A 26,005-nucleotide genomic window follows, 5' to 3' on the forward strand; every position below is an offset into this window, starting at 1 on the left:
CAAATATCATCTAAAAAAATCAAATTTTATCGGAATAGCTCATGACTGAAGCACAAAGACATCAAATTCTCCTGGAAATGCTCGCACAACTGGGCTTTGTGACTGTTGAGAAAGTCGTTGAGCGTCTGGGAATTTCGCCTGCTACCGCGCGGCGTGATATCAATAAACTCGACGAAAGCGGCAAACTGAAAAAAGTGCGCAATGGCGCAGAAGCCATTACCCAGCAGCGCCCGCGCTGGACGCCGATGAATCTGCATCAGGCGCAAAATCACGATGAAAAAGTACGTATCGCTAAAGCGGCCTCGCAGCTGGTCAATCCGGGCGAAAGCGTGGTCATCAACTGCGGTTCCACCGCATTCCTGCTTGGGCGGGAAATGTGTGGCAAGCCAGTGCAAATTATCACTAATTATCTGCCGCTGGCGAATTACCTGATCGATCAGGAACATGACAGCGTGATAATCATGGGCGGGCAATACAACAAAAGTCAGTCCATCACCTTAAGCCCACAGGGCAGCGAAAACAGTCTCTATGCCGGGCACTGGATGTTTACCAGTGGCAAAGGACTAACAGCGGAAGGGTTGTATAAAACTGATATGCTGACGGCGATGGCAGAACAGAAAATGCTGAGTGTAGTAGGGAAACTGGTGGTACTGGTTGATAGCAGCAAGATTGGCGAACGCGCGGGGATGCTCTTTAGCCGTGCCGATCAAATCGATATGCTGATCACCGGCAAAAATGCTAACCCAGAAATCCTGCAACAACTGGAAGCGCAAGGGGTCAGCATTCTGCGTGTTTAAAGATGTTGGCGGAAAAATGTCACAGCGGCATCTAACGCCTCGGGTGTAATACGGTGGCGCACGCCTGGCTGCCATGAACAGGTTAACTGTTTATCCCGTCCCGTTTCTCTTAATGCCTGCTGCAAACGTAGTGATTCGTCGGCAGGCACTACATCATCGTCAAGGCCATGCCACAGCAGGAGCGGCCTGTCCCCGAGTTGTTCCAGGTGGTTTGTCGCTTCCCACTCCACCAGTGGCGCAATAACATTATTAAATTCATTCTGTTGTGCTGCCGTTTCAGGTATTAGCGGTGGAAACAGTGAACGGGCAAGCGATGTGAAATAGCCCGAGCCCATCATGCTGGCAGTACATTTCACCGTTGGGTGGCGAGCGGTAATCCCCAGCGCCGTCATCGCGCCCATCGATGCGCCACCAACCGCCAGACGTTCATCAAGCAGCCATTTTTCTTCGGCTATTGCCGCACGTAAGGTAGTGAACTCCTGCATACTTTGTAGCAAGATTTGCCAGAATTGATTTAACCGTCGCGGTGCGTCGCCACTAAAACGGCTACCGTGATCGGGCGCATCCGGCATAATCACCCGCAAACCAGTCTGCGCCAGCGCGACGGCAAAATAGCTATATACCAGGCTGGATGAAGTAAAGCCGTGATAAAAAATCACGCATGGTAACGGGGTTTCTTTTTGCCCTGCGGGATAAGCGTGAAGAACGGGAATATCTGCCAGCACGCGCGATTCTAATTCAATCATCTGTTTCTCCTTTGGGTCTGGTATGACATGAACAAACCCTTAGCACAAGTTTCTGCTGGCAGTATTAGTTCATAATGTTGAGATGTGGATTACGCTTTCGCCACGTTTTCATTCGAAAATCGCGTACCAGGTAACAATTCGGGAACATTCCCCCAAAGTTAAATTAATAAGGCACTACACTATGGTTAGCAGGAAACATAATAGCGTTATTTCCCGGTTTGCCAGTTTATTATTGATGTTGATGTTAAGCGCCTGTAGCGCACTGCAAGGTACGCCACAGCCAGCACCACCAGTAACAGACCATCCGCAAGAAATTCGCCGCGACCAAACCCAGGGGTTGCAGCGAATAGGTAGCGTAAGCACGATGGTTCGGGGTTCTCCGGATGACGCATTAGCAGAAATCAGGGCGAAAGCTGTCGCTGCAAAAGCTGATTATTACGTTGTCGTCATGGTGGATGAAACCATCGTGACAGGACAGTGGTATTCACAAGCCATTTTATACCGTAAATAAATCAGACAACTTACATAGTAAGCTTTACATTGCTTTGCGTCCCTATGCGTTTACCTGTGCACAATAAATTACCGACTGGAAGCTCGGGCGTTTATTACCGCGATGGAATGCCCTGCAACATGTGGGGAAACGAAAAATGGAGCTGACGATGAAACAATTACTTGCCTCACCCTCGCTACAATTAGTGACTTATCCTGCGAGCGCCACGGCACAGTCTGCAGAATTCGCCAGTGCTGACTGCGTGACGGGCCTGAATGAAATAGGTCAGATCTCGGTTAGCAATATTTCAGGGGATCCGCAGGACGTGGAACGTATCGTGGCGTTAAAGGCCGATGAACAGGGGGCGTCATGGTATCGCATTATTACCATGTACGAAGACCAGCAGCCCGATAACTGGCGTGTACAGGCGATACTGTATGCATGAATGTCATCAACATCGAATGAACAATGCCGGATGCGGCGCCTGCGCCTCACCCGGCCTACAAATCTCATACACTTCATTTAGTGAAGCGAAAACAGCATCGCATCACGCATGAACGCTTACAAACACACACCTCCCGTCGCCCGCAGTAATAAATCATTCTGGATCTGCTCTGACAACCGTACGCTGCCGCGCGTATCTAACATCACCTGACACCACGCCTGCGCCATTGGCGGTGAAGCATATTTCAACATTTGTGCGCCGCAACCCAGCAGGAATAGCTGATGAGTGATCTCTCGCCCAAGCTCTTCAGTCGGTTTGCGCAGTTGCTGCTGTAATCGACGAACCGCGCGATCAAAATAGCGATCCTGCCCTTTCACTTCCATAAACGCTTCCGCCAGTAAATCGTATACACCAGCCTGCTTATTGAGCACACGCAGAACATCCAGACACATGATGTTGCCAGAGCCTTCCCAGATGCTATTTACCGGCATCTCCCGGTAAAGACGCGGCAGCTCGCTCTCCTCGCAATAACCAATGCCGCCCAGCACCTCCATCGCTTCGGCCACAAACGGCATACCACTTTTGCAAATCACAAACTTCGCCGTTGGAGTGAATAGGCGCGCCCACAGGGCTTCTTTAGCATCGGCACGCCGATCCCACGCTCGCGCAAGACGAAACAGCAACGCCGTTTGCCCTTCAAGCAGAAGTGCCATACGACTTAAGACATGACGCATAAGGGGCTGTTGGATCAATGGATTACCAAAAACATGACGTTGATGTGCATGATAAATCGCCAGCGAGAATGCACGGCGCATCATGGCATGGCTACCCAGGGCGCAATCAAAACGCGTCATCCCGCCCATTTTCAGGATCAGGCGAATACCTTCTCCTTCCTGACCCAATAACCAACCGATGGCATCCTGAAACTCCACTTCGCAACTGGCGTTGGAGCGATTACCCAGCTTGTCTTTCAGCCGCTCCAGGCGAATCGCATTCCGTTGCCCATCAGGCAGAAAGCGCGGCACAAAAAAGCAGGACAACCCCCCCGTGGTCTGCGCCAGCACCAGATGCGCATCGCTTTGCGGCACCGAGAAAAACCATTTATGCCCCACCAGCCGATAAGAACCATCTTCCAGACGTTCTGCCCGAGTGGTATTGCTCATAACATCAGAGCCGCCCTGCTTTTCCGTCATTCCCATGCCAATCAACAGGCCGCGTTTTTGCCCGCCGGGTAATAGGTGGGAATCGTAGCGATCGCTCAACAACGGCGTGCTCCAGTCCTTAAACGGCGCAGGTAGCATCTGTAACAACAATGGCATGGCGGCAAAGGTCATGGTTATCGGGCATAACGATCCGGCCTCAACCTGCGCGTGTAACATAAAACGCGCTGCCCGCGCCACAAATGCGCCAGAGCGAGCGTCTTCTTCCCAGGCCAGATTGTGCACCCGATTGGTACATAACGCCTGCATCAGCAGGTGCCAGGCAGGGTGAAAACGCACATCGTCCAGACGGCGTCCCTGCGCATCGTAGCGCAACAATTCAGGCGGATTCACATTTGCCAGCCGCCCCAGTTCAAGGGATTCAGCCGTTCCTAGTTGCTGACCAATACTGGCAAGAAAATCGCTATCCCAGCCAGCACCTTCACGCGTTACCGCTTCGCAGAGCGCGCCATCAGACAGGTATAAGTTGCTGTTATTTAATGGTATCGGTTGATTGAAAACGGTGTGAGTTTGCCAGTGCACTGTGTCTCCCTCCATCAATGGCAGTCACCATTAGTATGGTCACTGCCACGGATTCCTGACAGAAAGAGATTGCTAAAACATTCTTAACCAGCAATGTAATGCGGAACAAAACGCGAGGTGTCTTTAGTGATCAGCGTGTTATCTTCACGGATCCCCATTCCGCACGCTTCATCATCGACAACCCAGCTACCAATCAGTGTGTAGCTATCGCCAAATCGCGGCAGCGGTTGAAACGCCTGGTAGATCATCGGTTCATCGGCGTAATCACCATCAGCATGGTCAACGACATTATTCTGACCGTTGAAAATGGTGACGTTACCACCTTCGCGCGAGTAGATCGGTTTACGTACGTAGCTTTCGCCAGCGGCAATCTGCGGTTTTTCGCCCTCAAACCAGGATGCCAGAAGGTTAGGATGCCCAGGGAAGAAACGCCACAGCAGCGGCATTAACCCTTTATTGCTCAATATGCTTTTCCATAGCGGCTCCACCCATTGCTCACGGCGCTTGCGCAGCAAAGGACCGTTATCGTCACGCATCATCCACTCCAGCGGATACAGCTTAAATGCACGCTGGATGACGTTATCATCAAGATCGGTCAACACGCCGCCGACGCCCAGACCGAGATCTTCAATGTAGATAAACCGTGACTCCTGCCCTGCCTGCTGAGCACAGTCCTGCAAGTAGAGCACGGTAGTCCGGTCTTCGTCGGTATCCTGACAGCAGCAAAAATAAAACGGCTCCCGGCTATAAAGCTCGCTAAAGCGCGAGATCAGGCGTTCCTGAATGGCATTGTACTGATCGGCGTCACGTGGAATAACGCCGCTGCGCCGCGCATCCTCCAGCCATAGCCACTGGAAATATGCCGACTCATACAACGAAGTCGGCGTATCGGCGTTGTACTCCAGCAGCTTCACCGGCGCATTACCACACCAAGCAAAATCCATACGGCCATACAGCGAAGGATCGCGCGCACGCCAGCTTTCAGCGATCACATCCCAGTACAACGGCGGGATCGCCAGTTGCGTCAGGATCTGTTCATCTTTAACGGCACGATCCACCACCTCAAGACACATCTGATGTAACTCTGCGGTTGGTTTTTCGATCTGCTCTTCTATCTGGCGCAGAGTAAAGCGATAGGCCCGACTCTCATCCCAATAGATCTCATTATCAATGATATGAAAGTCGAAACCGTTGTCGGCGGCGATCTGGTCAAGATCCTGCCGTACAGGGACGTTATGTCTCAGCATAATTACCCTCCCCAATGCCCACGGGCGCTGGAAGAACGACCATAGCCGCCGCGAGAAACCGTTGAGGCTTTTCTGGTGGTAAAGCCGCCCGAGGAGTAAGACTCTTTTTTGCCAGAACCGGACCGCCAGGAGTAATCACCGGAAGTGCTGCGCCAGACGGGGCGCGAAGCAAATGAGGATCCTCCGCTGTTATAGACGAACGGCTCATCGCGATCTTTACGAATAACCCGGCTTAACAAAAATCCTGAAATGACTGGAATCCAGCTCTGTTCAACATTGTCGTAGTAGCAATTTTCGTACTTAGACTGACAATTCTGCTGAGTCATATTCTTCGGAACATCGGCATAAAATGCCGCTTTGGCATTGTTCCAGCCACGCGCACAGATGTCTGAATTATTACCATCATCAATACAATCCTGCACTGTCGAATAAAACGTTCCGTCGCCGTCGTTATCGACGTCGCTACTATCGGCACATCCTTTCAATACGAAAAAAGCGGCACCGCCCATTAGCGCCAACGTTAAGTATTTTTGTGCGTAACGATTGCGACGCGGTTCAAAAGGATTATTCGGTCTACCAATGCGACTGATCGCTCCGTGACCAATTTTACTGTTATTTCTTGATTTGCGTTTTCTGGCCATGATCGTCCATTACCATGTCATACAAGCTGCGTTAAAAATACCGCCAGCCAGCGCGGCGGTTCCCATAAACATTCCTGCCGCAGTGTTGTGATTAATAATTTTATCGCTTAATGCCGGCATATAAAGTCTAACGCCAGCAAAAACGAGTAACTGAATCACCAGTGCGATTCCGCCCCAGGCAAAATAATCTGGAATACTCACCGCATTGATTGCCGCACTGGATAATGGAATAACGTAACCCAACAACGTGCCACTGAACGCCAGCGACGCCGCAGTGTTATTATTCTTGATCAACTGCCATTCATTATGCGGAGTAATTTTGGAATAGATAAAAAGAAAGATAATCACCATAGCTACGCCGATAAAAAAATAGGCGCTAAAAGCAAGGAGTGAATCCAGTATATGCATTGTAAACGTCCTTGTAATTAACCAATAATATGAAGTGATGTCAGTGGGATATCGACACCCAGCGCGCGAGAAAATAGCCACTCCGGCTCGCCGAGGTCGTTAAATGATTCCTCACCATTTAACAGCAAATATTCGTAAGTATCTTCGGTCACCTGCCGTTGGTAGCCCATGGTAAAATTATGCACTTCCCATTTGGCATGTTTTTGATTTTCTACTTTTTCCAGCATGTAAACGGGTTCAATATTTCCCGGTTCTTCACTGTTAAAAAATCGCTGCCAGCGTTTTTCCTGCCAGTTTAAGGTTATCGCCCCCATCGCTTTGGCGTTGATCGCCTCGCGCCAGTGGCTTTCTTTGCTGATACCGTAGCTCTCTTCATAGACAAATAGCTTGATATCATCAATGTCATCAATATCTTCGCCGCCGGTGGTGTTAATTTGCAAAAATTCATCGCCAGAAGTGTAATAGCGGAAAATCTGGCTACCGCCGCCCAGATCGATGCAGCTGACGGCGGCCACGGTATATTCTTCACCCGGTAACTCGATCAGCAATGCCTCTTCCAGCAAACGAAACGCTAACGTATCGAGCGTGAAACCACTATTGAGATGGAGTCCCAGCGGACCACGATTAATAGCAGGCTTATCATCCTTGCCAAACAGGCGCTGGAAAAAACCAGACATATTTTATCCTTAAAATAGTTGCCAGCCTTGCAGTGAGGCTGGCAAAAAAATTACTCACCCTGTTGGCGTTGCAGTCTCGCCAGCACATCCTGGGCACTGCTTTTATTGGTGCCGCCAATTCCGGCCTCCGCCAGCTTTTCGTCAAGATCGCGACCGTCTGCGACTTTCTCCAGCTGTGCGGCGGCATCCAGTCGAGCCTGACGTTCAGCCTGACGCGTTTGCAGGCGTTTTAATGACTCTGCCGCTGTCGAAACGCTGGAAGACGCGCCGACTGTAGATGTCGTCACAGCCTGCTGCGCACGTTGCATAGCTTCAGTGGCCTTAACGACTTCCATTTGTTGTTCAAATTGGGCAATACGCTGTGCCGTCGCCGCAACCGCTTTTTCTACGCCATCGCGGGAGACTTCCAGATTCGACAATACTTGTTCTTCAGCGGTAATGAGATTCTCAAGACGCGCGATTTCTTCAGCAACTTCGTTAATCAACGACGGATTAACGTTCTTACTCAACGCTTCCAGCGCACGGGCTTCCAGACCCGCTTTACGTTCGCGTAAATCTTTCAGTTTGTCGTTGCTTAATTTCACTCGCGCCAGCAGATCGACGCGAGATTTTCCGGCTTTATCCAGTTCAGCTTTAGCGTCGCGAATATGTTGTTCCAGCATCCGCACACCCTGGGTTTCTTCAATGGACTCTTCCGCCTGTGCGATAAATGATTTACCCAGCGTAAATAAACTTTTTAAAATCCCCATAAATACGAATCCTTGTAATTAGTGTGAATATTCTTCAGTAATTTCAGCCAGATCCAAGGCGTTATCCACCAGTGTGGTTATCTCCAGCAGAATGTCGTCAAGGGAAGATTTAAGCGATAACGCCCCGAAAACGATGTAATACTCTTCCTGTTGCACACTGGAGATCCCTACCGATGACAGCGGCATAATCTTCTGATTTCTTAATAAAAAGGTATTAAATTCATCTGGATTGCTGATATAACAAACCGGACAAATGAAGGTTTCGATAATCATCTGGCGAGAAGTAAAAAGAATATTGATCTGCAAATCGCCATAATCATTCATTTTAATAATTAATGCGTTTTCGCTATTTGTTATATCAATATTTTGTTCAGGTACAGCTTGCAGCGCCGCCGCCAGCGCCAACGGATTCCATGTCATATATTATTCCATATAGATTAAATTTAATTATTAATAAAATGAATATTTATAGAGCGTAATTATCTTACCAGCTATAGATAAAAAAAAACCATCCAAATATGGATGGTTTTTCATAATTCAGAGGAATTAGCTACGCTGGCGAACTGCTTCAAATAAGCAAATTCCGGTCGCAACCGAAACGTTCAGGGAAGAAACGCTACCTGCCATCGGAATACTAATCAGTTCATCGCAATGTTCACGGGTCAGGCGACGCATACCTTCACCTTCCGCGCCCATCACCAGCGCCAGACGACCGGTCATTTTGCTCTGATAAAGCGTATGATCCGCTTCACCTGCCGTACCGACGATCCAGATGTTCTCTTCCTGCAACATACGCATGGTGCGCGCCAGGTTAGTCACCCGAATCAGCGGAACGCTTTCTGCCGCACCACAGGCCACTTTTTTCGCCGTGGCGTTGAGCTGGGCGGAGCGATCTTTCGGCACAATCACTGCATGAACGCCAGCGGCGTCCGCGCTACGCAGGCACGCACCAAGGTTATGCGGATCGGTTACGCCGTCGAGGATCAGCAAGAACGGTTGATCGAGCGAAGCGATCAGATCCGGCAGATCGTTTTCCTGATACTGACGTCCAGGCTTCACGCGAGCGATAATGCCCTGATGCACGGCACCGTCGCTTTTCTCGTCGAGATATTGGCGGTTTGCCAGCTGGATAACCACGCCCTGGGACTCAAGGGCGTGAATCAGCGGCAACAGACGTTTATCTTCACGGCCTTTTAAAATAAAGACTTCCTGAAAACGTTCAGGGGCGCGCTCCAGCAGGGCCTGCACTGCGTGGATGCCGTAAATCATTTCGCTCATTAATGTACTCGTTGTTTACGTTTTGCCTGATGCGCTACGCTTATCTGGCCTACGGATAATTCACCCTCTTCTTTTTTAAGAGAGCGAGATTGCTGACAAACAAGTTCACTCGTTAACGTGGGCACGGTTTTCTCCCCCTGGAAGGCGAGTGAGCCCGGGTGAGGGCAATTATACGCGCCAGTGCTGGCCTGTTCCCCTCACCCTAACCCTCTCCCCAAAGGGGCGAGGGGACTGTCCGAGTGAATTTTTGCGTTGGTCATAATACTAACCCTCTTCTGTTTGAAGAGGGTAATGATCACTCTGCCACTTTTTTCTTCGCCGCACGCTTCGCTTTGGTTGCAGCGGCTATTTTCTGCGTTTTCGCCGATGGCTTTTTCGCTTTTTTCGCGTCTTTCTTTGCCGCTTTCGGCTTCGTTTTTTTCTCACCACGGAAGGCGCTGTCTGGCTCAAAGTTTACCTTTTTACCGACCTGACGACGCTTGCCGCCTTTTTTGCCTGCATCGCCTTTTTTCGCTTTCTCGCGCGCCGTTTTACCGACGTTGCGCGGTGCTCGTTCGCTGGAGATCAGGCTAAAGTCGATTTTGCGCTCGTCCATATTAACCGCTTCGACGCGAACTTCCACGCGATCGCCCAGACGATAAGTCTGACCGCTGGATTCCCCCATCAGGCGTTGTCCGACTTGATCAAAGCGATAGTAGTCGTTGTCCAGCGAAGAGACGTGAACCAGACCATCGATGAACAAGTCGTCCAGACGGACGAAGAAGCCAAAGCCAGTGACGCTGGAAATCACGCCTTTAAAGACGTTACCTACCTGGTCGAGCATGAAGTCACACTTCAGCCAGTCAGCCACATCGCGCGTTGCTTCGTCGGCACGGCGTTCCGCCATCGAACAGTGCTGACCCAGTTGCAGCATCTCTTCCATCGAATAATGGTAGCCGCCGGTTTCAGTGGTGTTGCCCTGATGCCCCTGCTCTTTCGCCAGCAGATATTTAATGGCGCGGTGCAGCGTCAGGTCAGGATAACGACGAATCGGCGAAGTAAAGTGCGCATAGGACTGCAATGCCAGACCGAAGTGACCACGGTTTTCCGGGTCATAAATCGCCTGTTTCATTGAACGCAGCAGCATGGTTTGCAGCATTTCTGCATCAGGACGATCGGCAACCGACTCCAGCAGCTCCGCGTAGTCACGTGGTTCCGGCTTGTTACCACCCGGCAATTCCAGCCCCAGCTCCGCCAGCACTGAACGGAAAGAGGTAATCGCTTCGGTGCTCGGCTTGTCGTGAATACGGAACAGTGCCGGTTCTTTGGCTTTCTCAACGAAACGTGCCGCTGAGATATTCGCCAGAATCATACACTCTTCAATTAATTTGTGCGCGTCGTTACGCTGAGTCTGTTCGATACGTTCAATACGACGTTCGGCGTTGAAAATGAACTTCGCTTCTTCGCTCTCAAATGAGATCCCGCCGCGTTCTTCACGGGCTTTATCCAGCACTTTATAGAGGTTATGCAACTCTTCGAGATGCTTAACCAGCGGGGCGTACTGCTCGCGCAGATCCTGATCGCCCTGCAGAATATGCCAGACTTTGGTGTAGGTCAGACGCGCGTGAGAGCTCATCACCGCTTCGTAGAATTTGTAGCCAGTCAGGCGACCTTTCGACGAAATGGTCATCTCGCACACCATACACAGGCGGTCTACTTGTGGGTTGAGCGAACACAGGCCGTTAGAGAGCACTTCCGGCAGCATCGGGATAACCTGCGACGGAAAGTAGACCGACGTACCACGGTTACGCGCTTCTCTGTCCAGCGGCGTTGGCGGACGCACATAGTAACTGACGTCGGCAATTGCGACCCATAAACGCCAGCCGCCGCCGCGTTTTTTCTCGCAGTAAACCGCATCGTCAAAGTCACGGGCGTCTTCGCCATCAATGGTGACCAGCGGTAAATCGCGCAGATCGACACGACCCGCTTTTGCTTCTTCCGGCACTTCTTCTTTCAGTCCGGCAACCTGTTGCTCAACGGCCTGTGGCCAGATATACGGAATTTCATGGGTACGCAGAGCGATATCAACCGCCATGCCGGTGCCCATATTATCGCCAAGCACTTCGACGATTTTACCCACCGCTTTGGTACGGCGAGTCGGGCGTTGGGTCAGTTCGACCACCACCACAAAGCCCATCCGCGCGCCCATGATCTGATCTGGCGGGATTAAGATATCGAAGCTCAGACGGCTGTCGTCAGGAACCACAAAGCCGACGCCCGCTTCGGTAAAGTAGCGACCAACAATCTGGCTGGTTTTTGGCACCAGTACGCGGACAATACGCGCTTCACGGCGACCTTTACGGTCAGCGCCCAGCGGCTGCGCCAGCACCTGATCGCCATGAATGCAGGTTTTCATCTGCTCGCTAGAGAGATACAAATCATCTTTACGTCCTTCAACCCGCAGAAAGCCGTAGCCATCACGGTGGCCAATAACGGTACCTTTCACCAGGTCGAGGCGTTCCGGCAGCGCATAGCACTGACGGCGAGTGAAGACCAGTTGACCGTCGCGCTCCATCGCGCGTAGGCGGCGGCGCAGGCCTTCAAGCTGCTCTTCGCCTTCAATGTGCAGTTCAACCGCCAGCTCATCACGGCTGGCCGGTTTTTCACGTTTGGTTAAATGTTCGAGGATAAATTCCCGACTAGGGATGGGATTCGCGTATTTTTCAGCTTCGCGTTCCTGGAAAGGATCTTGTGACATCTCGGTTCCTCCGTTGTCATCTCTGATGAAGATTTTCGTCACTCCACCAGCAATAATTTATAAAGCGGTTGATTCTCTTCAACCAAATCGGCAAGCGTGTAGTTATCCAGTTCCGTAAGAAAACTTTGCACGGCCTTAGAAAGTGCCTGTTTCAACCGACAGGCAGGTGTAATGTGGCAAAACTCGCTACTGCAATTCACCAGCGATAAGGGTTCCAGCTCGCGCACCACATCACCAATACGTATCGCACTCGCTGGTTTACCCAGGCGAATGCCGCCATTTTTTCCACGAACAGCAGTCACGTAGCCGGCACGACTAAGTTGATTGATTATTTTGACCATATGATTACGGGAGACGCCGTAGACGTCAGTCACTTCAGAAATACTGGTCATCCGCCCTTCTGGCAATGACGCCATGTAGATCAGCGCACGTAATCCGTAATCAGTGAAACTCGTTAACTGCACATCAACCTCAAAAGGGAAATCGGGAAAAAATACATTTACATTGATGATAAACCAGCCACAAGCTGTGTCGCTAATTTATTTCAGTTTGGGGAAGGAAAAAAGCGAGGATTTAACACTGCGTCGGAAAGCGTAATGGCTTACTCGACGCAGTAATGTATCACACTGCTAGCCCAGCAGGCAAAATATCTGCCGGGCACACCAGAATTACGCGTCGAACGGGTCGCGCAGAATCATGGTTTCAGTACGATCCGGACCGGTAGAGATGATATCGATCGGCACACCAGTCAGCTCTTCGATACGCTTGATGTAGTTCAGCGCCGCCTGCGGCAGGCCGCTACGATCTTTCACGCCGAAGGTGGATTCAGACCAGCCCGGCATGGTTTCGTAAATCGGCTCTACACCTTTCCAGTCGTCAGCTGCCAGCGGAGTGGTGGTCACTTCGCGACCATCCGGCATACGGTAAGCCACGCAGAGTTTCACCTCTTTCAGACCATCCAGTACGTCCAGTTTGGTCAGGCAGAAGCCAGACAGGGAGTTCAGCTGTACCGCACGACGAACGGCAACGGTGTCCAGCCAGCCGGTACGACGACGACGACCCGTAGTTGCGCCGAATTCGTTACCCTGCTTGCAGAGGAACTCGCCAGTTTCATCAAACAGTTCAGTCGGGAACGGACCTGCACCTACACGAGTGGAGTAAGCTTTGAGGATACCCAGAACGTAATCAACATAACGCGGGCCCAGGCCAGAACCGGTCGCCACGCCACCCGCAGTGGTGTTGGAAGAAGTTACGTACGGATAAGTACCGTGGTCGATATCCAGCAGCGTACCCTGCGCACCTTCGAACATGACGAAATCGCCACGCTGACGCGCCTGGTCGAGCAGGTCAGAAACGTCAACAACCATAGAAGTCAGGATGTCGGCAACAGCCATCGTATCATCGAGAACTTTCTGGTAATCAACCGCTTCAGCTTTGTAGTAGTTAACCAACTGGAAGTTGTGATATTCCATCACTTCTTTCAGTTTTTCAGCGAAGGTTTCTTTGTCGAAAAGGTCGCCAACACGCAGACCGCGACGTGCAACTTTATCTTCATAAGCAGGCCCGATACCACGACCCGTGGTGCCGATCGCTTTCGCGCCACGCGCTTTCTCACGTGCGTTATCCAGCGCAACGTGATAATCAAGGATCAGCGGACATGCTTCAGACAGCAGCAGACGCTCACGAACGGGGATGCCACGGTCTTCCAGTTCTTTCATCTCTTTCATCAGCGCGGCCGGAGACAGCACAACACCGTTACCGATGATGCTGGTTACATTCTCGCGGAGAATACCTGATGGAATAAGATGGAGAACGGTTTTTTCACCGTTGATTACGAGAGTATGGCCTGCGTTGTGACCGCCCTGGTAGCGTACAACATATTTAGCCCGTTCAGTCAGAAGATCGACGATCTTACCTTTACCTTCGTCACCCCATTGGGTGCCCAGTACGACGACGTTGTTACCCATTTTTCAAAATCACCGTTTGCTTAAAAATGGATTCTACCATCGCTTTTTCAGAGTTACAGCACTTTTTGCATCCAAAAATGACCTTAATCAGTCTATTTTTTGTTCAGCCAATCGTTTTCCTCAACATGTAGTAGACCACAACGCCCGCAACCACAAGTCCCCCACCAAAACGACGTAAAATATTATCGGGCAAATTGGTCATCGCAGAGATCATCTTCTTCCATGCCTGCGGGTAAAGCATCGGCCCTAAACCTTCCAGCACCAAAACCAGGGCAAGCGCCAGCCAGATTGTCGAATTCATTCATTATCCTTATAGAAAAAGAAAACCACCGACATCCCTGAGGATGCGGTGGCTTTATTGACCTGTACCGCAGTCGTTATCTTAACGCGTCGCGGAGCTCGGCGTCTTCATGTAGCGGAAGAAATCGCTGTCCGGGCTCATGACCATCACGTCCTGATTACCGGAGAAGCTATTCTCGTAGGCACGCAGGCTACGGATGAATGCGTAGAAGTCCGGATCTTTGCTGAATGCATCAGCAAACAGTTTGGCAGCTTCAGCGTCGCCTTCACCGCGCATGATACGACCCTGACGCTCTGCTTCTGCCAGCGTTCTGGTCACTTCATAGTCGGCAGTCGCGCGCAATTTTTCTGCTTCTTCCTGACCTTGTGAACGATGGCGACGCGCTACCGCTTCACGCTCAGCGCGCATACGGTTGTAAATCGCTTCAGACACTTCGGTCGGCAGGTTGATCTGCTTAATACGCACATCGACAACTTCAATACCCAGCGCCGCCATACTGTTCGGGTTGATGACCGGAACTTTACCCTTCGTTTCAGCCGTTACGCGCTCTGCCGCTTCGGCAATAGCGTTATCTGCTGCTGGGGTAGTGACTTCATCTTCAGTACCCGCAGAACCAGAGTTCAGCGCGTCACGCACTTCCAGAGTCAGACGACCACGGGAATCGGTGACGATGTCTTTCACATCCAGGCGACCAATTTCAGAACGCAGACGGTCAGAGAACTTACGTTTCAACAGCACTTCCGCTTGCGAAATGTCGCCACCACCCGTTGCCAGGTAGTAACGGCTGAAATCGCTGATGCGCCATTTGATGTAAGAATCGACGATCAGGTCTTTCTTCTCTTTGGTCACAAAGCGGTCGGCCTGGTTGTCCATGGTCTGAATACGCGCGTCGAGCATTTTCACCGTTTCAATGAACGGTATCTTGAAATGCAGACCCGGCTCATAAACCAGAGGTTTGTTGTCATCGTCACGCAGTACCTTACCAAAACGCAGCGTAATACCGCGCTCACCTTCTTTGACGACAAAGACAGACATGTAAAGCACTACCAGCACGATGATGATAATCGCGATAACTGACTTACGCATCGTTATTCCCCCTGACGCTGGTAGTCGTTACGCTGCGCGTTGGCGCGGCGTTGGTCCATAATATCGCCCTGATTGGTGGACGACGTGTTGCTTGCCCCACTGGTCGTGGAGGAAGAGGCTGGCGGCAGACGCAGCAGATTGCTGGCACCGTTGTCGCTCTTCGCCGCAGGCGCGTTACCCCCTTTCAGCATCTGGTCTAACGGCAGAACCATCAGGTTGCCACCTTTGTCGTTAACCAGCACTTTGCGGGTGTTGCCCAACACTTTTTCCATCGTCTCGATATACAGACGCTCGCGAGTAATTTCCGGCGCGGCTTTATATTCCGGCAGAAGTTTAGCAAAGCGCGCCACTTCACCCTGAGCTTCCAAGATAGTCTGAGCCTTGTACGCACGCGCCTCTTCGAGGATACGTTGCGCCTGACCGTTCGCACGCGGCTGAACTTCGTTGGTATACGCTTCTGCTTCACGAATGTATTGCTGTTCGTTTTCACGCGCGGCAATCGCATCGTCAAACGCCGCTTTTACTTCTTCCGGCGGACGAGCAGCCTGGAAGTTGACGTCCAGCAGCGTGATACCCATGTCATACGGGCGGATAGTCTCTTCCAGTTCGCGCTGAGTATCGCTACGAATCACGGTACGACCTTCCGTCAGAATGCGGTCCATGGTGTATTTACCGATAACTCCACGCAGGGCGCTGTCGGTAGCCTGACGCAGGCTGTCATCCGGGCTGGTCACGCTATACAGATATTTTTCCGGATTGGTGACGCGGTACTGCACGTTCATCTCAACGCGCACTACGTTCTCGTCCGACGTCAGCATCACACCAGAAGCTGCCAGTTCACGCACGGCTTCCACGTTCACCGGTTTAACTTCGTCGATAAATGTCGGTTTCCAGTTCAGACCAGGCTCAACCAGATGGCTGAATTTACCAAAGCGTGTTACCACGCCGCGTTCGGCTTCTTTAATGGTGTAGAAACCACTGGCCGCCCAGATAATGACAATCGCTGCCGCTGCGATGGTAACGACACGACCGCCAAGCTGCGGGCGCGGGCCTTGCGATGAACTGCCACCGCCAGATCCGGTGCCTTTACCGCCGCCCAGACCACCGAGCTTTTTGCTCAGTTTGCGGAAGATATCATCTAAATCAGGTGGCCCTTGATCGCGACCGCCTTTGTTTCCATTTCCCTCAGAGTTGCCGCCAGGTTTGCTGCTTCCCCACGGGTCGCGGTCTTGTCCGTTATTACCGGGCTGATTCCACGCCATGTTTGTGCTCCATATTTGTTATGCGGTGATCCCTGTTGTCTTTCGACGCCAGAGGATATGACTCCACGCTTCAGACGCTTTGCCGGTTAGATCAGGTAATCGATCAACGCCGGTTCTTGTTTACAGAGGCGACGCCAGTCAACAATCGGCATACGAACTTGCAGACTTACACTGCCGTCCTCCTCCATCCACTCTTTTTCTATTGCCTGAAGCTGATAAAAACGACTTCTCAGACGCCCTTCCTGCGGCGGCAGACGCAATGTATGCTGCGCCACCTCACCGGAAAGCCGCTCCGTCAAAGCCTGAAAAAGCTGTGGTATCCCCGCTCCGGTCTGCGCAGAAAGCCAGACACGGATCGGTTTGTTCTCTTCGTCCCGATCAATACGCGGTTCGAAATCTTCCAGCATATCGATCTTATTCATCACCAGCAGGGTTGGGATCTCGTGAGCATCGATCTCTTCAAGAACCGTATTCACCGCTTCGATGTTTTCTTGTACACGCACATCTGCCGCATCAATGACGTGCAGCAGCAATGTGGCTTGCCGCGTCTCTTGTAACGTGGCTTTAAACGCCGCCACCAGATCGTGCGGCAAGTGGCGAATAAACCCTACGGTATCTGCCAGCACGGTTTCACCGACATCCGCGACGTCAATACGCCGCAACGTCGGATCGAGGGTGGCAAACAACTGGTCTGCCGCATAGACCCGTGCTTCGGTAATGCGATTGAAAAGGGTAGATTTACCGGCGTTGGTATATCCCACCAGCGAAACAGTAGGAACGTCGGCTTTGATACGCGATTGCCGCCCCTGCTCACGCTGCTTTTCAACTCTTTCCAGGCGCGACTGTATCTGCACGATGCGATTACGCAACAAACGACGGTCGGTTTCGAGCTGGGTTTCACCCGGACCACGCAAACCGATCCCGCCTTTCTGTCTTTCAAGGTGGGTCCAGCCACGCACCAGGCGCGTAGCCAGATGGCGCAGCTGCGCCAGCTCAACCTGCAACTTACCCTCATGGGTACGCGCACGTTGGGCGAAAATATCTAAAATAAGGCCGGTGCGGTCGATGACACGACACTCGCACAAACGCTCCAGGTTACGCTCTTGCGCTGGGCTCAGGGCATGGTCAAAAAGAACGACCGAAGCACCCGTCGCTTTGACAGCTTCCGCAATTTCAACTGCTTTACCTTCACCTACAAAATACTTTGGGTGTGGCGCTTTACGGCTACTGGTAATCACCTGCAATGCTTCGACACCGGCGGAAGAAACCAGAGATTCAAACTCCTGGAGGTCTTCCATATCTTTGTCTTGCGTAAAATAGATGTGTACCAGCACCGCCTGCTCACCAGCATCATAACGGTCAAACAAGCGTAAAACCCTCTAAATAGATCAGCGGGGAACGCAGGATCGCTGGCTCCCCGTGTAAAAAAACAGCCCGAAACCTTATTCGGTTTCTTCGCTGTCCTGTTGCGCGGAAGTATTCTGCGCGCTACTACCATGATGGTAGTTACTGCTCGTACCGCCACCGGCGTTGTTACTGTGATGAGAAACCGGACGAGACGGGACAACAGTAGAAATCGCGTGCTTATAAACCATCTGGCTGACCGTGTTTTTCAACAGGATCACGAACTGATCAAAAGACTCGATTTGTCCTTGCAGCTTAATACCATTCACCAAATAAATAGAAACTGGAACACGTTCCCGACGCAGTGCGTTCAGGAACGGATCTTGTAAAGATTGCCCCTTAGCCATTCTCTCTTTTCCTTATATGCTTATTTGTACTTTGAACCTTTCGATTCTGAAAAAATTGCGCACGATACGTCTCAATTGTACACATTCAGCCTGCGATAGCACCAACAACCTGTAATACTTCGTCACGCGCCTGTTCTGGTTTTTCACTGTCAAGCCAGTGAACCCCTTCCCAACCACGCAGCCAGGTTATCTGCCGCTTCGCCAACTGTCTCGTGGCGCAAACACCTCGATAAACCATTTCATCGTATGAGATTTCGCCTTCAAGGTAAGACCACATCTGGCGATAACCCACGCAACGAATGGAAGGCAAATCCGTATGCAAATCTCCTCGGGCAAAAAGCGCCCGGACTTCTGCTTCAAAACCTGAAGCCAACATCTGATGAAAACGCTGCTCAATTCGTTGATGGAGCAGTTCACGGCTCGCCGGGGCGATGGCGAACTGATGCACCTGATACGGTAGAGCGTCTCCTGACGTTTGCGTCAGTTCCGTTAAAGTTTTACCCGAAATGAAAAAAACTTCCAGTGCCCGGGAAAGCCTTTGTGGATCATTTGGATGAATCCTTGCTGCCGCAACAGGATCGATCTCCTGCAGTTGACGATGCAATGACTCCCAACCTTGCTCTGCCGCTTGTTGCTCAATTCTGGCTCGTACTTCCGGGTCCGCCGACGGTAGCGGCGACAACCCCTCCAGTAACGCCTTGAAATACAACATAGTACCGCCCACTAACAGCGGGATCCGCCCCGCCGTCGTGATATCGGCCATTTCCGCCAACGCATCGCGACGAAAATCAGCAGCCGAATAAGCCTGCGACGGATCGCGAATATCCAGCAATCGGTGCGGCGCGGCGAGTAACTCTTCAGCGTTCGGCTTCGCCGTCCCGATATCCATCCCTTTGTAAATAAGGGCAGAATCAACGCTTATCAACTCTACTGGTAAAATTTTACGCAGCTCAATAGCCAGCGCAGTTTTACCGGAGGCCGTCGGCCCCATCAAAAAAATTGCCTTAGGCAGGCTCGCCTTACTGATATCACTCATCTTTCAGGGCTTTTATCGCCGGATGTAAATCAACAGATTGTAACAGACCACCCGGCGGCGTTTTCACAAGCTGCGGACATAACCGTTCTACATCCGCCAGCAGGGTAATAGCCTGAGCCATTGACCACTGCGTGTGTTCGCTCATCAGATTTCGTGCAATCCACTGCGCAATATTGCCAGGTTCGAATACGGACTGCTTCGCCAGGTAGCCTATCAGTTCAGGAATCAAGATTTGTAAATTTTGTTGGCGTAAGGGTAAAGGCACGGCTCTGATGGTCACATGCTGCGCATCAGACTGAAATTCAATGCCTAACTCCGCCAGAGCAGACTGCGCTTTTTCTAATGCCGATTTTTCTTCACCAGAGACTTTTAACCGCAACGGAATAAGCAACGGCTGAGCGCAAACTGGCGATTCCCCCGGCGTCAGTTGCACCTGACGCAGCCAGCGTTCCGCTACCGCCAGGGCTAAAAGTGAAATGTTGCCGTCGCGCTCCAGCAGCGCACAGTCGGAATGGACGATAGTCAGCACCCGACCAAAGCTTTGACCATTCGAGGCCAGCGTAAGTTCCTGAGGTTCTGGCGCTTTTGGTTTGAGCGTCGGCGCAGGCGTTTGCAAAAGCTGGCGATACACTTCACCTTGCTGTTTCTGGTAGCCCGGTTGCGCGTTCGGCCAGGGAGCAGACTGGCGACTGCCTGATGCTGGCGCAGGAGTGTAGCGTGGAGCTACCGGCTCACGAACTGCCGGTTCTGCAAAATGATTACGCCCTGCGGCTACGCGGTTTTCCGGGATGGCGCGCGGTGCAGGTTGTGGTTCATCATCCAGCGGCAGCGGCGTTTCCAGTTGCTGTTGTAGCACGCTCAGCACGCCCTGATAGATAAAGTCATGCACCAGACGCGACTGATGGAAACGCACTTCGTGTTTGGCGGGGTGCACGTTGACATCCACCTGATGCGGGTCGATCTCCAGATACAGCACAAACGCCGGTTGCTGATCGGCGCCCAGTTTATCTTCGCAGGCCTGGCGGATCGCATGATTGATCAGGCGATCGCGCATCATGCGCCCATTCACGTAGCAATACTGAATTTCCGCCAGTGCGGGCGTGGTGTGATTCGGATCTGCCACCCAGCCGCGCAGCGTGAGATCGCCGTGCTGCCATTCAATCGCCAGCGCATGTTCGAGAAAAGCGGTGCCACAAATCGCCCCTAAACGGCGTTCTTTTTGTCCGCCTTCCGGCACTGCGCGGTACTGGCGTACGATTTTGCCGTTATGCGATAAGTTGATAGTGACGTCAAAACGTGCCAGCGCGATGCGGCGGATGATTTCATCGATATGGTTAAATTCGGTTTTCTCGGTGCGCAGGAATTTGCGCCGCGCCGGAGTGTTGTAGAACAGATCCAGCACCTCCAGCGTCGTTCCCACCGGGTGCGCCGCCGGTTTAACCGTCACGTCCATATCGCGCCCTTCGGCATAAGCCTGCCAGGCTTCCTGCTGTTCCGCAGTGCGCGAAGTGAGCGTCAGACGGGAAACCGAACTGATACTCGCCAGCGCCTCACCGCGAAAGCCCAGGCTGATAATGGCTTCGAGATCGTCCAGAGAGGCGATTTTACTGGTGGCATGACGAGCCAGCGCCAGCGCCAGCTCATCTTTTTTGATACCGCAGCCGTTATCACGAATGCGGATAAGTTTCGCCCCACCGCGTTCGATATCAATATCGATACGCGTCGCACCCGCATCGAGGCTGTTTTCCACCAGTTCTTTGACTACCGACGCAGGTCGCTCGACCACCTCACCTGCGGCAATCTGATTCGCCAGTTGTGGCGGTAAGACCTGAATTGGCATCAATAATCCTTAGTTTGGCAGCGTGCGATCTGGCGTCGTCACCGTGCTGGCCGTTTGTGCCGTTGCACCCTGCGGCGCAGACTGCATCGGATGCGCAAGGAAGTAATTGCGCAGGCCTTTGTAAATGGCTTCTGCCAGCTGTTGTTGGTAATCGTCGCTCGCCAGCAAACGTTCTTCGCTGTTGTTGCTGATAAAACCGGTTTCTACCAGTACTGACGGGATATCCGGCGAACGCAGAACGCCAAGGCTGGCGTGTTCTGGTCGACGTTTATGAATTTCGCCAATGCGTTGCAACTGGCTGATCATACTGGTCGCCACATCATACCCTACCCGCTGGGAATGACCGAACTGTAAATCCAGCACCGCCTGGCTTAAATACGGGTCAGACTGACTGTTCGCCAGCACATCGCCTGCCCCGCCCAGCAGCTCCGACTGTTTCTCGTGCTGTTCCAGCCAGCTTGCCATTTCACTGTTTGCACGACGGTTAGAGAGCACCCATACGGAAGCGCCGGTAGCACTGCGATTCGGAGCGGCATCAGCGTGAATCGACACAAGGAAATTGGCGTTTTGCTTACGTGCCACATCGCTGCGCCCCATCACCGAGATAAAGTAATCTCCGTCACGGGTTAGAACGCCCTTAAACATCGGATCATCATTGAGCAAAGTACGCAATTTACGTGCGATGGCGATGGTGACGTTTTTCTCCCGCGTACCGCCAGGGCCGATAGCGCCAGGATCCTGGCCGCCGTGTCCGGCATCAATAGCGATGACAATTTTATCGCCAGTGTTAGCCGTCGCGCGCGCTGCCGGACGCGTCACCGTATTGCTACTGATGACACCCGTAGCCCGGTTGCTCTCGGTTTTAAACGGATTGCGCGCCGGTTCGCTGACGCGCGGTGCAACAACGGCTGGCGTTTCAACACGTTTAGCAACCACTGGCGGCGGAGGAGGCGGTGGCGGCGCATCGGCGTTAATCGTAAAGACAACGGTGTAATTGCTACCATTCTGCCGCTTCACTGCTTCGGTTTTACCGTTTTCGGTGAGATCCACCACCAAACGCAGCGTTTGCGCATCTTTTGGCGTTCCAGAGCGAATCGCCTTCACCAGATTATTACCACTGAACAACAACGGCAGCCCCTGAATCACACCCGTTTGTTTGATATCGAGCGCCACGGTGCGTTTGCTTTGATGGCTAAATGCATAGTCAGGATCGCCAATAAAACTTAACGTTATCCGCGCCTGTTGATTGCCATTAGAAACCTGAATATCAGAGAGCGTAGCGGCGCCAGCCTGCGCGCACAGCAGCACCAACGTCGCTACCAACCAATTTCTGATGCGATACATCATCCCGCCACCTTCAAAGGTTAACCGGCTAAACGCGCCAGCAACAATTCACCCGCAGAGGAGACCGCACTCACGCGCGCCTCACGGCCTTGTGCCTGATAATCAATGTGTATTTCGACATCCGGGTCAGGAAGAACACCTGTACCTTGTTGTGGCCACTCCACCAGGCAGATGGCATCGTTGGCAAAATAATCGCGGATCCCCATAAACTCCAGCTCCTCGGGATCGGCAAGGCGGTACAAATCAAAGTGATAAACCATTAAGTTGTCGAGCGTATAGGGTTCGACCAGCGTATAAGTGGGGCTTTTGACATTACCCTGATGACCCAGAGCCTGTAAAAAGCCCCGGCTAAAGGTGGTTTTACCTGCGCCTAAATCGCCATACAGATAGATTACGGTTGCGCCATCGCAGGCTTTGGCTACCCGCTCGCCCAGGTCTAATGTTGCCTGCTCATCAGGGAGCGGAATTACTCGATTCATCATGGTTTTTATCAGTCACTTCCGGGTTAACAATACGCTGTAGCGTGGAAAAGAGATCGGTTGCCAGCATCCCGCGCGTACCAAAACGCGCCGCCAGCACGTCAGCCGCCGCGCCGTGTGCGATACATCCAGCACAGGCGGCATCATATGGCGACAGTTTTTGCCCAAGCAATGCGCCAATAATACCAGAGAGCACATCGCCCATGCCGCCAGTGGCCATGCCTGCATTCCCGGCATCAATAATGCCTAAGTCATCAGGGTTTGCTGCGACCACGGTTCCGGCACCTTTCAGCACCGCTACGCCGCCATAACGTTGTACCAGACGTTGGGCGCAATGTAAGCGGTCACTTTCAATTTCTGCTACGGAACAGCCCAACAACCGTGCGGCCTCGCCAGGATGCGGCGTGATCACGCGATTGTGACGCTTATCGGGATTGATTGCCAGCAGGTTCAATGCATCGGCATCCCACAACATCGGTTTGCGAAAATTCTCCACTTTTTGCAGGGCTTTTTTCCCCCACTCTTGCTGGCCCAGACCGGGACCAATCACCACCACATCGGCCCATTCCAGGCTTTCAGTTAAAGATTTATCCGTCAACTCGAACACCATCAATTCCGGACGTGCGGTCAGCAGCGGCGCAATGTTTTCGCTGCGGGTCAGCACTCTGACTAAACCGGCTCCAGCACGCAGCGCCGCTTCTCCCGCCATACGAATAGCCCCTGCCGTGCCGTGATCGCCACCGATAATCACCAGCCGCCCATGATCGCCTTTATGCGAAGACGGGCGACGCGGTTTCAGCCAGTGAGAAAGTTGTTCTGCAGAAAACCGCTGAATTTTCGTCTCCTGACTTGCCAGCCAACAGTCCAGTCCCAGCGAGTCAAAATGCAGTTGCCCGGTAACATCCCGCGCTTTGCCGGTTAACAAACCTGGTTTCAGCGCAATAAAAGTGATGGTTTGATCGGCGTTGATCACCGCGCCTGGCGCGGCTCCGGTTTGTGCCAGCAGGCCGGAAGGGATATCAATCGCCACAATCGGCGCAGGACAGGAATTAGCATGGTCGATTAATTGGCTAATAGATTCGCGGGGCGCTTGCTGCAAGCCTGTGCCGAGCAGCGCATCAACAATCAACTCCACCGACTCGGGCCAGACAATATTCGAGGCATGGATCTCGCCTCCCGCGTTTAACCATGCTTCGCATGCCAGCGCAGCCTCTTCCGGTAACGGTTTGTCGCTCTCCAGAGCCAGCAACGTAACCTCAATACCGACCGCTTTTGCCAGCCGCGCGACCACGTAGCCATCGCCGCCGTTATTGCCATGACCGCACAGCACCAGCCAGTGGCGGGCGTCAGGATAAGCCGAACGACACACCTGAAACGCGGCTTCACCCGCGCGAAGCATCAGCTCATAGAGCGTTAGCCCCAGCGCGTCTGCCGCTTCGCGTTCACCACGTCGGATATCGTCGGCGTGCCAGACGGTGTGTGGTATACTTACGGGGTTTTTCTTCATTGTATGGTCCGTCATGTCAGAGCCCCTCGATCTCAATCAGTTAGCGCAAAAAATTAAACAGTGGGGGCTGGAACTGGGCTTTCAGCAGGTGGGTATTACCGACACCGATCTCAGCGAGTCCGAGCCAAAACTGCAAGCATGGCTGGACAAACAATACCATGGCGAAATGGACTGGATGGCACGTCACGGTATGCTGCGCGCCCGCCCCCACGAGTTATTGCCCGGTACGCTGCGTGTGATCAGCGTGCGGATGAATTACCTGCCTGCCAACGCCGCATTTGCCAGCACGCTGAAAAATCCCAAACTCGGCTATGTTAGCCGTTATGCGCTGGGTCGTGACTATCACAAACTTCTGCGCAACCGACTCAAAAAGCTGGGCGAGATGATTCAGCAACATTGTGTTTCGCTGAATTTTAGACCGTTTGTCGATTCTGCGCCTGTTCTTGAGCGCCCGTTGGCTGAAAAAGCGGGACTTGGCTGGACAGGTAAGCACTCACTTATCCTCAATCGCGAAGCCGGTTCGTTCTTCTTTTTAGGCGAGCTGCTGGTTGATATTCCGTTACCTGTGGATCAACCAGTCGAGGAAGGATGCGGTAAATGCGTGGCCTGTATGACGATTTGCCCGACCGGTGCCATCGTCGAGCCATATACCGTCGATGCTCGCCGCTGTATCTCTTATCTCACCATCGAACTGGAAGGGGCGATCCCGGAAGAGTTGCGACCGTTAATGGGAAACCGTATTTACGGTTGCGATGACTGCCAGCTTATCTGCCCGTGGAATCGCTATTCGCAACTCACTACAGAAGACGATTTCAGCCCGCGTAAGCCGCTACACGCACCGGAACTCATTGAGTTATTCGCCTGGAGCGAAGAGAAGTTTTTAAAAGTCACGGAAGGTTCGGCGATTCGCCGTATAGGTCACCTGCGCTGGCTGCGTAATATCGCCGTGGCATTAGGCAATGCGCCCTGGGATGAAACGATTCTGGCGGCGCTGGAGAGTCGCAAAGGTGAGCACCCACTTCTTGATGAGCACATAGCGTGGGCGATTGCGCAGCAAATCGAGCGACGAAATGCATGCGTGGTTGAGGTTCAACTACCGAAAAAACAGCGTCTTGTTCGGGTGATTGAAAAGGGCTTACCACGCGACGCCTGATTCATCCACAGCTTGTGAATAAAAATAAAAACGTATTGCAATTCAAGCCGGAAAAAATCGTCAAGCGATCAATACGACAAATCGAAACCTTAATTTTCAATTTAAATATCAACACGTTAAGAATTTACTATTCACCGTGCGAAGTTTTTCTGAAATTAAGATTACAGCCTGAACCTGTGGATAACTCTGTTTACAAGAGTTTGTCAGAGACAACAAAAACCAGCAATAACGCATCGCGTCGCTGTGGATAGTTTATTGAGAGGAGAATTTGGAGCGGGAAACGAGACTCGAACTCGCGACCCCGACCTTGGCAAGGTCGTGC

The 26,005-nt window shown here is 52.2% G+C and carries 27 protein-coding genes; 4 read left to right on the forward strand and 23 right to left on the reverse strand.

Features of this window, described 5'->3' with window-relative positions:
• The first annotated feature begins 41 nt into the window (after window positions 1–41).
• Window positions 42–797 (forward strand): HTH-type transcriptional regulator UlaR, encoded by a 756-nt coding sequence (gene ulaR / locus HEN21_RS04880; RefSeq protein ID WP_000133631.1) that lies wholly within the window; start codon window positions 42–44, stop codon window positions 795–797.
• Here the strand turns inward: ulaR and yjfP are convergent.
• Entirely contained in the window at window positions 794–1,543 is a 750-nt protein-coding gene (gene yjfP, locus HEN21_RS04885; RefSeq protein ID WP_176252770.1) for an esterase, read from the reverse strand. The genes ulaR and yjfP overlap by 4 nt on opposite strands.
• A 181-nt stretch (window positions 1,544–1,724) precedes the next feature.
• On the opposite strand from yjfP, the gene bsmA reads away from it, so the two are divergent.
• Both bsmA and yjfN read left to right on the forward strand, forming a co-directional pair.
• Window positions 1,725–2,054: a biofilm peroxide resistance protein BsmA gene (gene bsmA / locus HEN21_RS04890; RefSeq protein ID WP_000254624.1), complete on the forward strand. Its 330-nt coding sequence runs from the start codon at window positions 1,725–1,727 to the stop codon at window positions 2,052–2,054.
• Window positions 2,055–2,202: 148 nt separating this feature from the next.
• On the forward strand, window positions 2,203–2,478 hold the full coding sequence (yjfN, locus tag HEN21_RS04895; RefSeq protein WP_000811566.1) for a DUF1471 family protease activator YjfN: 276 nt from the start codon (window positions 2,203–2,205) through the stop codon (window positions 2,476–2,478).
• A 116-nt stretch (window positions 2,479–2,594) separates the two neighbouring features.
• Here the strand turns inward: yjfN and HEN21_RS04900 are convergent, their stop codons facing one another.
• The 21 genes from HEN21_RS04900 to nnr form a co-directional block, all read right to left on the reverse strand.
• Window positions 2,595–4,220 (reverse strand): isovaleryl-CoA dehydrogenase, encoded by a 1,626-nt coding sequence (locus HEN21_RS04900; protein ID WP_010351289.1) that lies wholly within the window; start codon window positions 4,218–4,220, stop codon window positions 2,595–2,597.
• An 83-nt stretch (window positions 4,221–4,303) separates the two neighbouring features.
• Window positions 4,304–5,467: a glutathionylspermidine synthase family protein gene (locus tag HEN21_RS04905; RefSeq protein ID WP_000943937.1), complete on the reverse strand. Its 1,164-nt coding sequence runs from the start codon at window positions 5,465–5,467 to the stop codon at window positions 4,304–4,306.
• Window positions 5,468–5,469: 2 nt separating this feature from the next.
• Window positions 5,470–6,108: a DUF1190 domain-containing protein gene (locus tag HEN21_RS04910; protein ID WP_000101663.1), complete on the reverse strand. Its 639-nt coding sequence runs from the start codon at window positions 6,106–6,108 to the stop codon at window positions 5,470–5,472.
• A gap of 9 nt (window positions 6,109–6,117) precedes the next feature.
• Entirely contained in the window at window positions 6,118–6,516 is a 399-nt protein-coding gene (locus tag HEN21_RS04915) for a DUF350 domain-containing protein (RefSeq protein ID WP_000547757.1), read from the reverse strand.
• 17 nt (window positions 6,517–6,533) lie between these two features.
• Window positions 6,534–7,193, reverse strand: coding sequence for a YjfK family protein (locus HEN21_RS04920; RefSeq protein ID WP_000012523.1), 660 nt, complete (start codon window positions 7,191–7,193; stop codon window positions 6,534–6,536).
• Between the two features lie 50 nt (window positions 7,194–7,243).
• Window positions 7,244–7,942 (reverse strand): PspA/IM30 family protein, encoded by a 699-nt coding sequence (locus HEN21_RS04925; protein WP_000511940.1) that lies wholly within the window; start codon window positions 7,940–7,942, stop codon window positions 7,244–7,246.
• Window positions 7,943–7,960: 18 nt separating this feature from the next.
• A complete protein-coding gene (locus HEN21_RS04930) occupies window positions 7,961–8,362 on the reverse strand; it encodes a YjfI family protein (protein WP_000220110.1) in 402 nt (133 codons plus the stop codon).
• 126 nt (window positions 8,363–8,488) lie between these two features.
• Window positions 8,489–9,220 carry a 23S rRNA (guanosine(2251)-2'-O)-methyltransferase RlmB gene (gene rlmB, locus HEN21_RS04935; protein ID WP_001293282.1) on the reverse strand — a complete coding sequence of 244 codons (732 nt, stop codon included), beginning with the start codon at window positions 9,218–9,220 and terminating at the stop codon, window positions 8,489–8,491.
• Window positions 9,221–9,515: 295 nt separating this feature from the next.
• Window positions 9,516–11,957 (reverse strand): ribonuclease R, encoded by a 2,442-nt coding sequence (rnr, locus tag HEN21_RS04940; RefSeq protein ID WP_000076290.1) that lies wholly within the window; start codon window positions 11,955–11,957, stop codon window positions 9,516–9,518.
• 38 nt (window positions 11,958–11,995) lie between these two features.
• On the reverse strand, window positions 11,996–12,421 hold the full coding sequence (nsrR, locus tag HEN21_RS04945; protein WP_001177639.1) for a nitric oxide-sensing transcriptional repressor NsrR: 426 nt from the start codon (window positions 12,419–12,421) through the stop codon (window positions 11,996–11,998).
• 204 nt (window positions 12,422–12,625) lie between these two features.
• Window positions 12,626–13,924, reverse strand: a complete 1,299-nt coding sequence (gene purA / locus HEN21_RS04950; RefSeq protein ID WP_000527955.1) for an adenylosuccinate synthase — start codon at window positions 13,922–13,924, stop codon at window positions 12,626–12,628.
• A 103-nt stretch (window positions 13,925–14,027) separates the two neighbouring features.
• Window positions 14,028–14,225, reverse strand: coding sequence for a DUF2065 domain-containing protein (locus HEN21_RS04955; protein ID WP_001089300.1), 198 nt, complete (start codon window positions 14,223–14,225; stop codon window positions 14,028–14,030).
• Between the two features lie 81 nt (window positions 14,226–14,306).
• Window positions 14,307–15,311: a protease modulator HflC gene (hflC, locus tag HEN21_RS04960; protein WP_001232411.1), complete on the reverse strand. Its 1,005-nt coding sequence runs from the start codon at window positions 15,309–15,311 to the stop codon at window positions 14,307–14,309.
• Window positions 15,312–15,313: 2 nt separating this feature from the next.
• Window positions 15,314–16,573, reverse strand: a complete 1,260-nt coding sequence (gene hflK / locus HEN21_RS04965) for an FtsH protease activity modulator HflK (protein ID WP_105285676.1) — start codon at window positions 16,571–16,573, stop codon at window positions 15,314–15,316.
• Window positions 16,574–16,659: 86 nt separating this feature from the next.
• Window positions 16,660–17,940, reverse strand: a complete 1,281-nt coding sequence (hflX, locus tag HEN21_RS04970) for a ribosome rescue GTPase HflX (RefSeq protein ID WP_176252605.1) — start codon at window positions 17,938–17,940, stop codon at window positions 16,660–16,662.
• Window positions 17,941–18,015: 75 nt separating this feature from the next.
• A complete protein-coding gene (hfq, locus tag HEN21_RS04975) occupies window positions 18,016–18,324 on the reverse strand; it encodes an RNA chaperone Hfq (RefSeq protein WP_001051883.1) in 309 nt (102 codons plus the stop codon).
• An 85-nt stretch (window positions 18,325–18,409) separates the two neighbouring features.
• Window positions 18,410–19,360, reverse strand: coding sequence for a tRNA (adenosine(37)-N6)-dimethylallyltransferase MiaA (miaA, locus tag HEN21_RS04980; RefSeq protein ID WP_001280353.1), 951 nt, complete (start codon window positions 19,358–19,360; stop codon window positions 18,410–18,412).
• Window positions 19,353–21,200, reverse strand: a complete 1,848-nt coding sequence (mutL, locus tag HEN21_RS04985) for a DNA mismatch repair endonuclease MutL (RefSeq protein ID WP_105286339.1) — start codon at window positions 21,198–21,200, stop codon at window positions 19,353–19,355. Before mutL ends, miaA begins: the two co-directional genes overlap by 8 nt.
• A gap of 9 nt (window positions 21,201–21,209) precedes the next feature.
• Window positions 21,210–22,547: an N-acetylmuramoyl-L-alanine amidase AmiB gene (amiB, locus tag HEN21_RS04990; protein ID WP_016159970.1), complete on the reverse strand. Its 1,338-nt coding sequence runs from the start codon at window positions 22,545–22,547 to the stop codon at window positions 21,210–21,212.
• Between the two features lie 17 nt (window positions 22,548–22,564).
• Complete coding sequence (tsaE, locus tag HEN21_RS04995) at window positions 22,565–23,026, reverse strand: tRNA (adenosine(37)-N6)-threonylcarbamoyltransferase complex ATPase subunit type 1 TsaE (protein WP_000981977.1); 462 nt, start codon at window positions 23,024–23,026, stop codon at window positions 22,565–22,567.
• On the reverse strand, window positions 22,998–24,545 hold the full coding sequence (gene nnr / locus HEN21_RS05000) for a bifunctional ADP-dependent NAD(P)H-hydrate dehydratase/NAD(P)H-hydrate epimerase (RefSeq protein ID WP_176252606.1): 1,548 nt from the start codon (window positions 24,543–24,545) through the stop codon (window positions 22,998–23,000). The genes tsaE and nnr overlap by 29 nt, the downstream gene beginning before the upstream one ends.
• Between nnr and queG the strand changes: the two genes are divergently transcribed.
• Window positions 24,544–25,683: a tRNA epoxyqueuosine(34) reductase QueG gene (gene queG, locus HEN21_RS05005; protein WP_176252607.1), complete on the forward strand. Its 1,140-nt coding sequence runs from the start codon at window positions 24,544–24,546 to the stop codon at window positions 25,681–25,683. The genes nnr and queG overlap by 2 nt on opposite strands.
• Here the strand turns inward: queG and HEN21_RS23280 are convergent.
• Window positions 25,666–25,719 carry a hypothetical protein gene (locus HEN21_RS23280; RefSeq protein ID WP_105285681.1) on the reverse strand — a complete coding sequence of 18 codons (54 nt, stop codon included), beginning with the start codon at window positions 25,717–25,719 and terminating at the stop codon, window positions 25,666–25,668. The two genes, queG and HEN21_RS23280, sit on opposite strands and share 18 nt — an antisense overlap.
• Window positions 25,720–26,005 lie beyond the last annotated feature (286 nt).

The organism is Escherichia sp. 93.1518 (assembly GCF_013368915.2).
GTDB lineage: Bacteria > Pseudomonadota > Gammaproteobacteria > Enterobacterales > Enterobacteriaceae > Escherichia > Escherichia ruysiae.

What these genes read in the sequence shown, in the direction of transcription:
- rnr (WP_000076290.1), bottom strand. Translation starts at nt 11,957, where the DNA reads ATGTCACAAGATCCTTTCCAGGAACGCGAAGCTGAAAAATACGCGAAT.
- HEN21_RS04930 (WP_000220110.1), bottom strand. Translation starts at nt 8,362, where the DNA reads ATGACATGGAATCCGTTGGCGCTGGCGGCGGCGCTGCAAGCTGTACCT.
- hflK (WP_105285676.1), bottom strand. Translation starts at nt 16,573, where the DNA reads ATGGCGTGGAATCAGCCCGGTAATAACGGACAAGACCGCGACCCGTGG.
- nnr (WP_176252606.1), bottom strand. Translation starts at nt 24,545, where the DNA reads ATGACGGACCATACAATGAAGAAAAACCCCGTAAGTATACCACACACC.
- HEN21_RS04915 (WP_000547757.1), bottom strand. Translation starts at nt 6,516, where the DNA reads ATGCATATACTGGATTCACTCCTTGCTTTTAGCGCCTATTTTTTTATC.
- ulaR (WP_000133631.1), top strand. Translation starts at nt 42, where the DNA reads ATGACTGAAGCACAAAGACATCAAATTCTCCTGGAAATGCTCGCACAA.
- HEN21_RS04905 (WP_000943937.1), bottom strand. Translation starts at nt 5,467, where the DNA reads ATGCTGAGACATAACGTCCCTGTACGGCAGGATCTTGACCAGATCGCC.
- yjfN (WP_000811566.1), top strand. Translation starts at nt 2,203, where the DNA reads ATGAAACAATTACTTGCCTCACCCTCGCTACAATTAGTGACTTATCCT.
- yjfP (WP_176252770.1), bottom strand. Translation starts at nt 1,543, where the DNA reads ATGATTGAATTAGAATCGCGCGTGCTGGCAGATATTCCCGTTCTTCAC.
- HEN21_RS04955 (WP_001089300.1), bottom strand. Translation starts at nt 14,225, where the DNA reads ATGAATTCGACAATCTGGCTGGCGCTTGCCCTGGTTTTGGTGCTGGAA.
- HEN21_RS04925 (WP_000511940.1), bottom strand. Translation starts at nt 7,942, where the DNA reads ATGGGGATTTTAAAAAGTTTATTTACGCTGGGTAAATCATTTATCGCA.
- bsmA (WP_000254624.1), top strand. Translation starts at nt 1,725, where the DNA reads ATGGTTAGCAGGAAACATAATAGCGTTATTTCCCGGTTTGCCAGTTTA.
- mutL (WP_105286339.1), bottom strand. Translation starts at nt 21,200, where the DNA reads ATGCCAATTCAGGTCTTACCGCCACAACTGGCGAATCAGATTGCCGCA.
- rlmB (WP_001293282.1), bottom strand. Translation starts at nt 9,220, where the DNA reads ATGAGCGAAATGATTTACGGCATCCACGCAGTGCAGGCCCTGCTGGAG.
- HEN21_RS04910 (WP_000101663.1), bottom strand. Translation starts at nt 6,108, where the DNA reads ATGGCCAGAAAACGCAAATCAAGAAATAACAGTAAAATTGGTCACGGA.
- hfq (WP_001051883.1), bottom strand. Translation starts at nt 18,324, where the DNA reads ATGGCTAAGGGGCAATCTTTACAAGATCCGTTCCTGAACGCACTGCGT.
- queG (WP_176252607.1), top strand. Translation starts at nt 24,544, where the DNA reads ATGTCAGAGCCCCTCGATCTCAATCAGTTAGCGCAAAAAATTAAACAG.
- purA (WP_000527955.1), bottom strand. Translation starts at nt 13,924, where the DNA reads ATGGGTAACAACGTCGTCGTACTGGGCACCCAATGGGGTGACGAAGGT.
- amiB (WP_016159970.1), bottom strand. Translation starts at nt 22,547, where the DNA reads ATGATGTATCGCATCAGAAATTGGTTGGTAGCGACGTTGGTGCTGCTG.
- miaA (WP_001280353.1), bottom strand. Translation starts at nt 19,360, where the DNA reads ATGAGTGATATCAGTAAGGCGAGCCTGCCTAAGGCAATTTTTTTGATG.
- hflC (WP_001232411.1), bottom strand. Translation starts at nt 15,311, where the DNA reads ATGCGTAAGTCAGTTATCGCGATTATCATCATCGTGCTGGTAGTGCTT.
- HEN21_RS04920 (WP_000012523.1), bottom strand. Translation starts at nt 7,193, where the DNA reads ATGTCTGGTTTTTTCCAGCGCCTGTTTGGCAAGGATGATAAGCCTGCT.
- tsaE (WP_000981977.1), bottom strand. Translation starts at nt 23,026, where the DNA reads ATGATGAATCGAGTAATTCCGCTCCCTGATGAGCAGGCAACATTAGAC.